Source organism: Enterococcus hirae ATCC 9790 (genome assembly GCF_000271405.2).
GTDB lineage: Bacteria > Bacillota > Bacilli > Lactobacillales > Enterococcaceae > Enterococcus_B > Enterococcus_B hirae.
The window spans coordinates 2063775-2077772 of the sequence record NC_018081.1; the positions used below are offsets into that span (position 1 = coordinate 2063775).

General features: G+C 38.2%; 8 protein-coding genes and 2 pseudogenes. 9 read left to right on the top strand and 1 reads right to left on the bottom strand.

Going from position 1 to position 13998, the window contains the following annotated elements:
• The first annotated feature begins 6 nt into the window (after positions 1–6).
• The 3 genes from EHR_RS09895 (at position 7) to EHR_RS09905 (ending at position 3189) form a co-directional block, all read left to right on the top strand.
• The gene (locus tag EHR_RS09895; RefSeq protein WP_014834602.1) at positions 7–1512 is read left to right on the top strand and encodes a hypothetical protein; all 1506 of its coding nucleotides are present in this window, start codon (positions 7–9) and stop codon (positions 1510–1512) included.
• A gap of 244 nt (positions 1513–1756) precedes the next feature.
• Positions 1757–2272 carry a hypothetical protein gene (locus tag EHR_RS09900; protein ID WP_014834603.1) on the top strand — a complete coding sequence of 172 codons (516 nt, stop codon included), beginning with the start codon at positions 1757–1759 and terminating at the stop codon, positions 2270–2272.
• Positions 2273–2274: 2 nt separating this feature from the next.
• On the top strand, positions 2275–3189 hold the full coding sequence (locus tag EHR_RS09905) for a hypothetical protein (RefSeq protein ID WP_014834604.1): 915 nt from the start codon (positions 2275–2277) through the stop codon (positions 3187–3189).
• Between the two features lie 197 nt (positions 3190–3386).
• Here EHR_RS09905 and EHR_RS09910 read toward each other — a convergent pair whose 3' ends face one another.
• Entirely contained in the window at positions 3387–3905 is a 519-nt protein-coding gene (locus tag EHR_RS09910) for a thioredoxin domain-containing protein (RefSeq protein ID WP_010737737.1), read from the bottom strand.
• 175 nt (positions 3906–4080) lie between these two features.
• On the opposite strand from EHR_RS09910, the pseudogene nifJ reads away from it, so the two are divergent.
• The 6 genes and pseudogenes from nifJ (at position 4081) to EHR_RS09940 (ending at position 13897) form a co-directional block, all read left to right on the top strand.
• A pseudogene (nifJ, locus tag EHR_RS09915) lies at positions 4081–7756 on the top strand (pyruvate:ferredoxin (flavodoxin) oxidoreductase).
• A 187-nt stretch (positions 7757–7943) separates the two neighbouring features.
• On the top strand, positions 7944–8831 hold the full coding sequence (gene cdaA, locus EHR_RS09920; RefSeq protein ID WP_010737735.1) for a diadenylate cyclase CdaA: 888 nt from the start codon (positions 7944–7946) through the stop codon (positions 8829–8831).
• A pseudogene (locus EHR_RS09925) lies at positions 8828–9984 on the top strand (CdaR family protein). The gene cdaA and the pseudogene EHR_RS09925 overlap by 4 nt, the downstream one beginning before the upstream one ends.
• Positions 9985–10007: 23 nt before the next feature.
• Positions 10008–11366, top strand: a complete 1359-nt coding sequence (glmM, locus tag EHR_RS09930) for a phosphoglucosamine mutase (RefSeq protein WP_010718960.1) — start codon at positions 10008–10010, stop codon at positions 11364–11366.
• Positions 11367–11659: 293 nt separating this feature from the next.
• Positions 11660–12604 (top strand): fibronectin type III domain-containing protein, encoded by a 945-nt coding sequence (locus EHR_RS09935; RefSeq protein WP_010737733.1) that lies wholly within the window; start codon positions 11660–11662, stop codon positions 12602–12604.
• Positions 12605–12661: 57 nt separating this feature from the next.
• A complete protein-coding gene (locus EHR_RS09940; RefSeq protein WP_243464867.1) occupies positions 12662–13897 on the top strand; it encodes a fibronectin type III domain-containing protein in 1236 nt (411 codons plus the stop codon).
• The last annotated feature ends 101 nt before the right edge of the window (positions 13898–13998 follow it).

The window sequence follows — 13998 nt, forward strand, 5'->3', positions numbered from 1 at the left end:
AGTATCATGAAATATCTGAATAAAATACTGAGAGCCAAGGTTGTTCAAGGTTATGAACAAGGAAAAACAGATGAAGAAATTGCAGATAGCTTGAAGATATCCCGTAAAATAGTGGTTGAAATCAAATTGCTTGAAATCGCATGTAAACTAAGTCAAGGATTTACGGAACTTGAAATAGCTGAACGATTTCACAAGCCCATTGAGGAAATTCACAGAAACAAACACAACTATATTCTAAGACGTTTTTCGGATTCCTCAAGTAATAATTCCATTTCTGAGATTCCACCTTCCTCTAGGATTGACTCCATTTCTCAGCAGATAGGTGGCACGAAGGCGTATGTTCTTGAAAAAATAATTATTCAAAAGCTGAAAAAAATGGAAAATATCGAGGATATTACTAAGAGTGTTTCTATTTCATTAGGAGAAACTAAAAAGATAATAGAAAATTGTGCAATACGAAAAATCTGTGAGGAAGGATACACACTGGAAGAATTGCATAAAATGTTGCATCTTAATTTGGCTGAGAATCCAAGAGTCTATAATATCTACCTTGAAGTTAAAAAGGAAAACGAATCAGGAGAAAAAGGAGTAGAAAGTAGGAGACAAAATGAAATAATTAATTTTTACAAAGAAAATAGAAAAGACAAGTTAGAAGAAATAACATCAAGTGAATTAAATAAATATCTAATTAATTATATTGCTATCCAAAGAAAGAAAGGTAAAAATATTGAGGAAATTGCACAAGAGTTGAATAGAAGTCATAAAACAATTCGAATGATAATAGCGCAATTTATTATCAGTGAATCGAGTAAGGGAACCCCTAAACAACACATTTCTACCTATCTTTGGTTAACAACAGCTCAAATGAAAAAAAATGTATACAACTATCTTACAGTAGAGTTAAAGGCTAATACAATGCAACATATTGCTTGGTTAAACAGTTCTACGTTCGATCAGATTCAATTAATGTATATCGAAGGCGCACTTGAAATGAAAAAATCCATTCATAAGATGCGCCCCAATAAAGATAGTTCAAAAAAATTAGCGTTTCTAAAACGCCACAATAAGGAGGAAATGAAGAAAATACGAGTAGAGTTCATTCAAGGACTTGAAAATAAAATAAGTCATGAAGAACTTATCGAGCAACTAAAGATTAGTAGACCAAATGCTTATAGGATACTTAATTTAGAAATCGCACGTAGCATATACCAAGGTTTTTCGGTACTTCAGATAGCTGAAAGACTACATAAAAGTTCAATTAGTATAATGGACAAAAAACATGCATTTATCCAAAATAGTTTTAAAAGGCATAGTGATATCCCTCTCATTGCTGAGAATATTGGTTGTTCAGAAGATTATGTGATGGAAAAATTGGTCGTTCACAAGCTAAAAATAAAGAAAAACATAAAGAATATCTCTGAAAGCTTGAATATTTCGGTAGAAAAAACTAAAACGATAATAGAGGATTATGCAATAAAAAGATTCATCAAGGATATACACGGGAAGAATTAAATATTATATTACCTGTGAGTTTAGATGGATATCCGAGGATACTTGAGACTTTCAAAAAAGTTGAAAAAATAATAAGTTAGAGGGAGAAAGTAAAAACACAAATACCTTATTATTAAAAACACAACCAGAAAGGGTACTTGAACAACTAAGCTTCGAAGAGCTTGTCAAGAAACTAAGAAAAGGGATAAAAATTGGTGATATTGCAACCGAATTGGACTGGACTTCGGAAATGGTGAGATATCGAATGGCTGAATTTATTATACAACATTCAATTAAGGGAATGTCTAAAGAAGAAATAGGTAACCAGCTTTGTTTAACTCAAACTGACATAAAAGTACTTCCATATCAATATATTAGAGATTATATAGCATTGTACCATCAAATTCAAAGAATTGCGGAAAGAAATGGCTGCACGTTGGCTCAAATTTATAAGATATATGTAGAGGGGGGAGTTGCAAAAGGAGTATCCATTAATGAAATTGCATGTACGCTAAAGATAAACGAAGAAGCCGTTCAAGAGATAGTGAATAAAATTCAGAACGAATCTCAACCAGAATTAAACAGCCCAGAACCACCTATCATTGAGAAAGCAATCTCTGAAGTTAAGAAAAATCTGATACAAGAAGGCACGATCCAACCACCAAAACCAATATCTATAGCTGAATCAACAAACCAGTTTCATCAAACCGACCCTGAACCAAATAGCTTAGATCTATTGAGTAAATCTATTATTAGTGAGTATAAAAAGAAAAAAATATAAAAATGATTTCAGCTAAATATAATGTACCGCTAGAAGTGGTACAAAATATAATAAGCGAATACATAGTAAATAAAGGAAAGAAGGGGAGACGGATTAATGAGGTTGCGGCAGAGTTATATTTTTCTACCATTCATACAGGCGATGGACAAGTGTTATTTATCCATCAATCTGGAAAGGTCTTTGAAGTTAAGAAAAATCTGATACAAGAAGGCACGATCCAACCACCAAAACCAATATCTATGGCTGAATCAACAAACCAGTTTCATCAAATCTACACTAAATCGAATAGAATAGATCCATTGCGTGAAATCATTGTTAGTGAGTATAAGGAGAATCAAAATATAGGAGTAATTTCATATCAATATAATTTATCACCAGAAGAGGTCCAAGAAATAATATGTGATTACATCCGAAATGAAGAAAAGAAAGGGAGGACAGTTAACGAGATTGCGACAGAATTTTCTTTTTATTCCGTTCCTAATTCCGATGGAAAACTGCGGTTTATCCATAAAGATGAAGTGTTATCTCTAGTTAAAAACAATCCGTTGTACCAAAGCACGAGTCACCAACCACTACAACCAATATCTATGGATGAATTGACCAAACGTTTTCATCAAATCGAGCTTAGATCAAATAGCTCAGACCAAGTGAAAGGAAAATATGAAAAGAGTCAAGAAATGAAATCAGAAGGAGAGAGGAAGAGAAGAAATTCAGAATCGGATCCTAGCGCCATGGGCCTAAGTCTGAAAAAAGCACGGGTAGACTCACCCATATTGTCACAGCCAAAAAGTTTTTCATCGACTACAACTCGTGCCGTTGAAAAAGTGCAAAATGTCATCGAACAGAAACGGCAACAGCATCTAAATAACCCACGTGTCCAAGCTAGTTTACGAAGCTTTGTCAACGAAAGGTCTTAGGATAGATAGATGGTGTATCAATCCGTTTTTTTATCTTTTTCTAAATTAAGATCTGGATAGTCGCTCAATCAAAAATGACCCAAGGACCTTAAAAATAGGCTAGGCTATTTTTAGGGTTCTTGGGTCTTGTTAGGGTCGGAACGATAGTGTCAATCCTGATCAATAATGATTACAAGTACATGTGATAGTCAGGATTATTACTCGTTCATGTAGTCAATTAGCTCTTCTTTTTTGATCGATTCATCAAAAATATGATCTTCCAAAATAACAGTTGGAACAAAACGGATATTGGCAGCATTCGCCTCAGCTATAATTGCTTGAGAGGCAGGAGATTCTTCTTGGTAAGTTAGACCTAACTTATTTTGAGCATAATCTGCTACTTCTGCTAGACTAAGATTTTTCCAATCATCCTGCGAATCAAATACTTTTTTGATTTCTCGTAAAGCTACTTGACCGTCTGATGTATCAATATGATGATGCATCACATTCCCACGTTGCAAACTTTCTTTTTCTTTATCAAAAAGTTTGATCACCCGTTGCAAACGACCTTTACTTACAGCTTCTTCGAGTAATTCATAAGATTCGTTGAACCATTGACGGCAATAAGGGCAAGCCAGATTGATAAACTCAGCCATTTTCTTAGGAGCATCTAAGTTTCCATAATGAATGCCAGTTTCGGTATTTGTTTTATCTGCTTTAATGATAGATATATCCATGTATAATCACCTCTTAGATTCATTTTAAGCATTTTTCAGGAAAAAGACTAGTTTTTTGTTTAATAAAGCATGTATCTTCTCATGTGAGTACTTTTACAGAATAGGTAGGTTTTCAGGAGCTTTTGCGTTATAATAGGTGGGATATTTGAGAGAATTTGAACAAGGATGATGACAAATGCGAAAAATGAAAACAATGGACGGAAATACAGCTGCCGCTTATATTTCTTATGCTTTTACAGAATTAGCTGCAATCTATCCCATTACGCCCAGCTCAACGATGGCAGAATTAGTGGATCAATGGTCTGCTAGTGGGAAGAAAAATCTTTTTGGACAACCAGTTAAAGTGGTTGAAATGCAATCTGAAGCAGGAGCGGCTGGTGTTGTGCATGGTTCGCTCAAAACAGGAGCGCTGACAACGACTTATACAGCTTCTCAAGGATTGTTGTTGATGATACCCAATATGTATAAAATCGCTGGTGAATTACTACCAAGCGTATTTCATGTCGCAAGTCGTGCAGTCACGACGAATGCGTTAAATATCTTTGGGGATCATGGGGATGTCATGGCTGCTCGATCGACTGGATTTGCGATGCTTGCAGAAAGCAGTGTGCAAGAAGTTATGGACTTAGCACCCGTAGCACATTTGGCTTCGATTGAAGCAGAGCTGCCATTCTTGAATTTTTTTGATGGTTTTCGTACGAGCCATGAAATCCAAAAAATTGAAGTACTAGAATATGACGAGTTAGCATCGTTAATCAATCAAGAGAAACTTGCTGCGTTTAGAAACAGAGCGATGAACCCTAACCACCCAACTGTTAGTGGAACGAATCAAAATCCAGATATTCATTTTCAGCAAAGAGAAACGATCAATTCGTATTACGAACAATTACCTCGCATCGTACAAAAATACATGCAAGCAATCAATGAATTACGTGGAACTTCCTATGATTTAGTCACTTATCATGGTGCTGCCGACGCGACAGAAGTCATCATTTCGATGGGGTCGGTAGCGCAAACGATTGAGCAGACAGTCGATTATTTGAATAAAAATGGCCGTAAAGTCGGTTTCTTGAATATCCATCTTTATCGCCCATTCCCAATTGAAACATTGTTGCAAAAACTTCCTAAAACTACACAGTCAATTGCCGTATTAGATCGAAGCAAAGAACCAGGAGCTGGTGGGGAACCATTACTGCTAGATGTTCAAAGTGCACTTTATGATGCAACAATCTGTCCTAAAATAATTGGTGGGCGGTATGGATTAGGATCAAAAGATGTGACACCAGATCAAATCATCAGCGTTTTTGACGAGTTGCAAAAAGATGAACAAATGAAAAAACGATTTACAATCGGGATAGTGGATGATGTTACCTATCATTCTTTGGCACCAAGACCAACATTGGATTTAACGGATGCTGAAACTTATCAAGCTAAGTTTTGGGGTTTTGGTTCTGACGGGACAGTCGGTGCAAATAAATCTGCTATTAAAATCATTGGCGATCATACAGACAAATACGCCCAAGGCTATTTTTACTATGATTCAAAAAAATCAGGTGGATTGACGATTTCCCATCTCCGTTTTGGAAACACGCCAATTCGTTCTACTTATTTAGTTGAACATGCTGATTTTGTCGCTTGTCATACGCCTGCTTACTTGCACAGCTATGATTTAGTTAAAGGGTTGAAAAAAGGTGGCACATTTTTATTGAATACTTTATGGACAGATGAGCAGTTAGAAACGCATCTGCCTATTCGTCTAAAAAAATATTTGGCAGAAAATGAGATTCAATTTTATACGATCAATGCGATGAAAATTGCTCAAGAAGTTGGATTAGGTCGTCGTATTAACACTGCCATGCAAACGGCTTTTTTCAAATTAGCAAACATTATTCCTATTGAAGAAGTGATTCCGCTCTTGAAAGAAGAAGTGCTTAAAAGCTATGGTCATAAATCAATGAAAATCGTAGAAAAAAATAACCAAGCGATTGATCATACCCTTGAACTTCTCCATAGAGTTGAAATCCCCAAACATTGGCAATCATTAGAACTACCTAGCAAAAAAGAAGAGACAACATCACGTTACGTAAAAGAGATTTTTACGCCAATCAATGCTCAAGAAGGAAATCAACTGTCAGTAGGTACTTTAGTAGCCAACCAGATGACAACTGGCGAGATGCCATTAGGAACAGCAGCGCTGGAAAAACGAGGTGTAGCCCTAGAAGTCCCTGAATGGATCAGTGACCGTTGTACGATGTGCAATGAGTGCGCATTTGTATGTCCGCACGCAGCCATCCGCCCATTCTTAGCTGATGAAGAAGAGCTGACTGAAGCGCCTGAAGGATTTATCGTTCGTGATATGAGAGGACCTGACGGGTTAAAATATCGTATCCAAGTTTCCGTGGAGGACTGTACAGGATGTGGATTATGTGTGGTGGCTTGTCCAGCCAAAGGAAAAGCGTTAGTGATGAAACCTTACGAGGAACAAAAAGAACAAGCGGTCAATTGGGCGTTTGCAATGACATTGAGACAGAAAGAAAACCCTATGAAAGGAAAAAATACGGTAATGGCTACCCAATTTAACCAACCGTTGCTTGAATTTTCAGGTGCTTGCTCGGGTTGCGGTGAAACGCCATATGTGAAACTTTTGACCCAAATGTTCGGAGACCGAATGATGATCGCTAATGCAACCGGCTGTTCTTCAATATGGGGAGGAGCTTCGCCAGCATCACCGTTCACAACAAATGCTTGTGGGCAAGGTCCAGCTTGGTCTAATTCCTTATTAGAAGATAATGCTGAATTTGGCTATGGTATGTTACTAGCTGCTCAAACCCGTCGTGAAGCTTTAGCGCAATCTGTTCGTGAAATCATGCCAAAAGTATCGAGTGCGCTTCGACTGTTGATGGAGGACTGGCTCAACCATTTATTCGATAGCGAAGGAACACAACAACGAGCAGCTAAACTTCAGGCTGCGATGGTAGCGGAAGTACAGCAAGTCCCAGAATTGGAATCCATTCTTGAGCACAAAGATATTTTTGTCAAAAACAGTCAATGGATTATTGGCGGAGATGGTTGGGCTTATGATATTGGCTTTGGTGGTATCGATCATGTATTGGCTAGTGGGGCAGATGTGAATATCCTAGTATTGGATAATGAAGTTTATTCTAATACTGGGGGGCAAACCTCTAAAGCAACGCCAACGTCAGCTATTGCAAAATTCTCCGCAAGTGGGAAATATGCGTCGAAGAAAGATTTAGGAATGATGGCAATGACTTATGGGAACGTCTATGTCGCTCAAATTGCTTCTGGTGCCAATCAAATGCAAACAATCAAGGCGTTTGAAGAAGCAGAGAAATACCCAGGGCCATCACTAATCATTGCGTATACGCCTTGTATCACCCATGGTCTGTTGGGTGGCATGAAAGAATCGATTAAAGAAGCCAAAGAAGCTGTTTCATCAGGCTATTGGTCCCTCTATCGTTATAATCCAAGTTTAATTGAAAAAGGGAAGGTTCCGATGATTTTGGATTACAAAAAACCAGACTTTTCAACAATGGGCGATTTTATGCGTAAGCAAGTCCGGTTTTCTTCACTAGAAAGTGCCAACCCTCAATTAGCTGAAAAATTGTTTGAAAAAACGGTTCTAGATGCAAAAACTCGTTTTTACAATTATGCTTCACTCACTGGACAGCTTGATAAAATTAAAGAAAAACTAGAACCGTCTGATCCGATTGTAAAAGAAGAGGAAGTCGAAACGAAAAAGAGAAAAAGAGAAAAAAGAACGTAAGATCGATGATGAAGCAGCAGCCAGAAGAGCTGCTAAAAGAGCAGAACGTGCAGCTCGTCGAAAATGATGTTTTGAGGTTTCGTTCAGTGGTCCAACTATCTCATTTAGTGAATGATAAGCAAACAATTTAAAGGACGGAAAAATCGATCGAATAATTTATGTAATTTTCTTGAAAAAAATAGGCAGAATCGTCTCATATTTCCAAACATATGATATACTTAAAGGGAAATCTCAAAAGAGAAGAGAGGCTTTTTATGTCATTTCAAATCGGGGAACTTTTTAATTTAGAGTATTGGCAACAAATGTTTTCCGGTGACTTATTTTCTCTGAATTTTTTGGTAAACATACTGGATATTTTAGTCGTATGGTATTTGGTTTACAAACTGATCCAGCTACTAAGAGGGACGAAAGCGATCCAATTGCTCAAAGGCGTTGCCATCTTTATCGTGATTCGAATTGCGGCTGAGTTGATTGGGCTACACACGCTGTCATGGCTGATGAACCAAGTCATAACTTATGGTGTGATTGCAGCAATCGTCATCTTCCAACCAGAGATTCGTCGTGGGTTAGAACATCTGGGAAGAAGTTCGTTATTCAAACAAACGAAAAGCGAACAGCAAGAAGACGAGAAGATGATCCTATCCTTTGATAAAGCTATTCAATATATGTCGAAACGTAAGATTGGTGCTCTGATTACGATCGAGCGTCATACTGGTTTAGATGAGTATATTGAGACAGGCATCGCATTGGATGCAGATATTACTGGTGAGTTACTCATTAATATCTTTATCCCCAATACGCCGCTGCATGACGGGGCAGTTATTGTCAAAAATGGAAAAATTGCAGTTGCCAGTGCCTATTTACCTTTATCAGAAAGTATGTTGATTCCAAAAGAATTTGGAACACGTCACCGAGCTGCTGTCGGTATTAGTGAGGTCAGCGATGCAATAACTATCGTGGTCTCGGAAGAAACAGGAGATGTAAGTATCACTTTAGACAATCAATTGATACCAGGGTTATCGCAAGAAGAGTATTTATCGATCTTACGAAAACAACTAATTGTAGAAGAAAAAAATAAAAACAAAAAGAATGGGCTTCAATCTTTCTTGGACGCAATGACTAAGGGAGGGGATCGGAAATGATCTCAAAAGAAAAGCGTACGAGTATTCTGTATGGGTTTGTTGCGTTATTGTTTAGTATCATTCTTTATTTCAATGCGAATGGTCAAACGATGCAAAACACATTATCTGGAAACGAGTCCTATTCGCAGACAGCTTCTGATGTTTCGATCCAACTTTTATATGATACCGATAAGTATTATATCCATGGTTACGAAAACACTACTACTGTCAAATTGGCTAGTGCGAATCGTATCCAGTTGATGGCTGAGGCAAATGAAGACACCCGTACCTTTAGGGTCACCGCAGACTTAGCACATCTAGGTGAAGGAACCCACGAAGTGCCATTGAAAATCAAAAATCTAAGCAGCGCTGTCACCGCTAAGTTGCAACCGGAAACGATCACGGTTACAATTGAAAAGAAAGTGACCAAAGACTTTGAAGTTAAGGCTATTCTGCCAACAGAGACGACGCCTTCTGGTTATAATTTAACTGAAACAACCGTCGATCCGACGAAGGTCACGATCACCACTGGAGATAAGACTTTAGCGGAAATTCATCAAGTGGTTGCAAAAGTCAACCCGTCAATGATAACGGACGATGGTGTGAATAGTAATGTATCTGTACAAGCGTTAAATTCAGCTGGTGAGCCGTTGAGTATTGTTTCTGATCCAGTGCAAGTCAACGTCACGTCAGATGCAATCAAACCGAAAAAACGGTTAGCCTATATGGTATTCAACAAGGGACAAAAGGCGAAGGAATTAAGAACTATAATTTCAAGTTTTCCGAATTAGAGGCTGAAGTCACAGGGACGACGGAACAACTTGCTCAAATAGGGGATAGTATCGCTGTGCCTATCGACATATCAGGAATTACTCATCGAACGACTAGGACGATTCAGATTCCTATTGAACAAGGAATGAGCGTCTCGCCTAAATCGGTTAAAGTTGAGATAACACCAGTGCTGGAATCGACAACTAGTGATTCTTCAGTCGATAAAAATCAAAGTTCGACTAAAAGGAATGACTCAACAACGTCAACGACAAAGTCGACTACATCGAGCACGTCACTTTCTAGTGTCCAGACAGAAAGCAAGCAAACTTCTGAAAGTACAGATTCGAGTGAATCCACTATGCAAAGTACACAAGAGAGTCAAACGTATTCTTCGGAAAATTAAGTTAAAGGAGCAAATTTACAATTATGGGTAAATATTTTGGAACGGATGGTGTCCGTGGCGAAGCCAATAAAGAATTGACACCAGAATTAGCGTTTAAGTTAGGTAGATGTGGCGGATATGTATTAAGCCAACATGAAACAGAAGGGAAACGTCCACGGGTTTTAGTTGGGCGTGATACCAGAATCTCTGGGCAAATGCTAGAAGAAGCCTTAATTTCTGGTTTGTTATCAGTTGGTATTGAAGTATTTCAACTTGGCGTCATTTCCACACCAGGAGTTGCTTATTTAACAAGATTGCAAAAAGCCAATGCCGGCGTGATGATTTCTGCTTCACATAATCCTGCACAAGATAATGGAATCAAATTTTTTGGTGCTGATGGGTTTAAATTAGTGGATGAACAAGAATTAGAAATTGAAGCATTGCTTGATGCCGAAGTGGACGAATTGCCACGTCCTTCAGCAGAGGGATTAGGAACAGTAGAAGAATTTCCAGAAGGCTTATTAAAATATTCTCAATTCTTAGTGCAAACGATCAATGGGGATCTATCAGGCCTAACCGTTTGTGTCGATGCGGCAAATGGGGCGACAGCAACTTCTGTCAACCGTTTATTCGCAGACTTAGAAACAGATTTTTATACGATGGGTACCAGCCCTAATGGCTTAAATATTAACGATGGTGTTGGTTCAACACACCCTGAAAAGTTAGCTGAAATGGTTGTTGAAAAAGGCGCCGATGCCGGTTTAGCATTTGATGGTGATGGGGATCGAATTATTGCAGTGGATGAACTTGGGAACATCGTTGATGGTGATAAAATCATGTTCATTTGTGCGAAATACCTATCAAAGAAAAATCGTTTGAAAAAAGATACGATCGTTACAACGGTCATGAGTAATTTAGGATTCCATAAAGCGGTGGAAGAAATTGGCTTGAAGGACGTAGTTACTCAGGTTGGTGACCGCTATGTTGTAGAAGAAATGCGAAAAAATGATTATAATTTTGGTGGAGAACAATCTGGTCATATGGTCTTCCTTGACTTTAATACTACAGGTGATGGAATGCTATCAGGAATCCAATTACTGAATATCATGAAGCAAACTGGGAAGAAATTATCCGAGTTAGCGAGCGAAGTGACGATCTACCCACAAAAATTAGTAAATATCCGAGTAAGCAACAAAAATGGTGCAATGGAAGTTCCAGCGATCAAAAAAGTGATTGAAGAAACTGAGGCTGAGATGGCTGGTGAAGGAAGAATTTTAGTTCGTCCTTCTGGAACTGAACCATTATTACGTGTCATGGCTGAAGCGCCAACGGATGAAAAAGTAGCATATTACGTGGATAAGATTGCTGCAGTTGTTCGAGAAGAGATCGGACTTGAAGAATAAGAACTAAAATTTTTCTCATTTTAATAGTAATCGACTGTTATTTACAAAAATGTTTTCTTGTTTTTGTGAATAACAGTTTTTTTGTCTGTAGGAAAACAAATTTGGGTTGCTGTCAAATGATTGTTCCAAGATAACTACTTTTTTGTATAAAATTAGCGTTGGGTTTAGAATATTCTCCGTTAAAAGTTGTTATGATAGAACTTTAATTTCTAATTATACGAAAAAAAAGGGCTTTTTTTATCTCTGAATAGATTAAACTAACTTGCGAAACAACTAATTTAGAGGAGGTAAATATGAAAATTTTCAAAAAACTGATTCGATTGATGATGATTGTTTTTCTATTTGTAAAACCGGTCATTGTAGTAGCGGTTGATCCATCTTATGCACCCTCTTATCAACTAGCAGAAGAGGTGATTATAAAAAATGGTGAATTTAATGATGGGTTGAATCACTGGATCGTTTCCAATCCTGGAAGTAACAATCCTGCACTTGTGACAGATGAAAGTGGCAATCATTATGTAATGGCATCAAATGGAGAGAATATCCTGCAATATGTTCAGTTAAAACCGAAAACGACCTATCAATTCACTTATTATGTGATCGGAGACCCTTCGTTTCCAGCAATTGTGGAATTTGGCACGCTTAATCATGGGGAAGGGTTTATTTCGTTGAAGGATGAGAGACATTATAATGATGCTTGGAAACAACATGAATTTAGCTTTACGACTCCGGAAGGTGAAAATACATATATTATCCGTTTTGCGTCTAGTGGAAACGGGACAGCATATTTTGATAACGTTCAAGCCACTGCATTAGATTTGGAAGCTCCTACCAATCCTAAAAATCTGAAAGTCAACGACGTTTCAAGTGATAGTGTTAGCTTGTCTTGGGAAGCTGCAACAGACAACGTAGGCGTAATGGGTTATTTGGTTTATCGAGACAACCAACTGATTCAAACAGTAAACGGTGCAGACCTCGCCTATACCGACAATGGATTAACGGAAGATACTACCTATACGTATGAAGTGAGAGCAGTTGATCAAGCGGGGAATGTATCAGTAGCGAGTAATGCAGTGACGGCTAGGACAAAACTGGCGAGTAGCAGCCCACCTGCAGTGCCTTTGAATTTAAAAGTCACTAGTGTAACAACTGATAGTGTCAGCTTATCGTGGGAATCAGCGACAGATAGCATTGACGTAATCGGTTATATCATTTATCGAGACAATCAGTTAATTTAAGGGGTTATTGGTGCGGAGGAAGTAGCATACACGGATATAGGATTAATGGAAGATACGATGTATACATATCAAGTAAGAGCAGTTGATCAGGCAGGAAACATATCAGAAATGAGTAATACAGTAACGGCTAGGACAAAACCAACAGAAGAAATTCTTCCTCCTGCAGCTCCTTTGAACTTGCGAATCGATGATGTAACAACTAACAGTGTCAGCTTGTCATGGCAAGAAGCAATCGATAATGTTGATGTAGCTAGTTATAACGTTTATCGAGATGATCAGTTGGTTCAAACGCTAACTGGTACGGACTTAACCTACATAGATACAGGGTTGATGGAAGATACCACCTATACCTATATAGTCAAAGCTGTTGATCCATCAGGGAATCTATCAGAAGCAAGTAATGCGGTAACGGCTAGGACAAAATCAGCAGAAGATCTGACTCCTCCTACGCCCCCTTTGAATTTACGAATCGATGATGTAACAACTAACAGTGTCAGCTTGTCGTGGGAAGCAGCAATCGATGATGTGGGTGTCACTGGTTATCACGTCTATCGAGATGATCAGTTAATCCAAACACTGTCTGGTACGGAATTATCCTACATAGATACAGGCTTGATGGAGGCTACCACTTATACCTATAAAATCAGAGCGGTTGATCAAGCTGGTAATCTATCAGAAGCGAGTAGTGCAGTGAAAGCAAGAACGAAAATGACAATTGAGGTGAGTCGCCCGTTGCCCCCTACTAAACTGAGATCAGCCCGTGTCACAGAACATGAAGTGGCTTTAATGTGGGACGCACCTAATGAATCGAAGGAAATCATGAGCTATCAAGTTTACCGAAACAATGTATTGGTAGGAGAAGTAGCGGGGGAAACCTCACTATATACTGATAAAGATTTACAGGAAAATACGAAATATTCTTATGTAGTTAAATCGAAAAACAAAGAAGGGGATCTCTCGGAAGAAAGTAATAAAATCATTGTGCAGACAAGCAAAAAACATGAGACGGTTCCTCCTTTAGAGGAAGAGATAGAAAAAGAATCAACGGAAAAACCACCTGTGGCAAAAGAAACCGAAACAAAAAATAATGGAGCGATTAATAAAGGAAAAGAGGAAGCAAAAGTGAATAAGAATACTGCTAAAAAGGTGAGTAAACAGTTACCAGCTACGGGTAATAAAGTTAGTCCATTGCTACAACTACTGGGGCTAACCATAGTGAGTGTAACAATCCTGTTATCTTACAGGAGACAAAAAAAGAGCCATCAAGCAAAACAGCCCGGAACTAATGCTTAGCTCCTTTAGATGGGGGACTCGATGCAAAATAGGTTAAAACAATAAAAAGTCATTTTCGAACTGATTGATGACTACACAAAAAAGCCAAAAAGGCAATGAAA

Bases quoted from the DNA above. Each gene is read 5' to 3' on its own strand.
- EHR_RS09935 (WP_010737733.1), top strand. From the start codon at position 11,660: ATGAAAATTTTCAAAAAACTGATTCGATTGATGATGATTGTTTTTCTA.
- EHR_RS09900 (WP_014834603.1), top strand. From the start codon at position 1,757: ATGGCTGAATTTATTATACAACATTCAATTAAGGGAATGTCTAAAGAA.
- glmM (WP_010718960.1), top strand. From the start codon at position 10,008: ATGGGTAAATATTTTGGAACGGATGGTGTCCGTGGCGAAGCCAATAAA.
- cdaA (WP_010737735.1), top strand. From the start codon at position 7,944: ATGTCATTTCAAATCGGGGAACTTTTTAATTTAGAGTATTGGCAACAA.
- EHR_RS09895 (WP_014834602.1), top strand. From the start codon at position 7: ATGAAATATCTGAATAAAATACTGAGAGCCAAGGTTGTTCAAGGTTAT.
- EHR_RS09940 (WP_243464867.1), top strand. From the start codon at position 12,662: ATGTATACATATCAAGTAAGAGCAGTTGATCAGGCAGGAAACATATCA.
- EHR_RS09910 (WP_010737737.1), bottom strand. From the start codon at position 3,905: ATGGATATATCTATCATTAAAGCAGATAAAACAAATACCGAAACTGGC.
- EHR_RS09905 (WP_014834604.1), top strand. From the start codon at position 2,275: ATGATTTCAGCTAAATATAATGTACCGCTAGAAGTGGTACAAAATATA.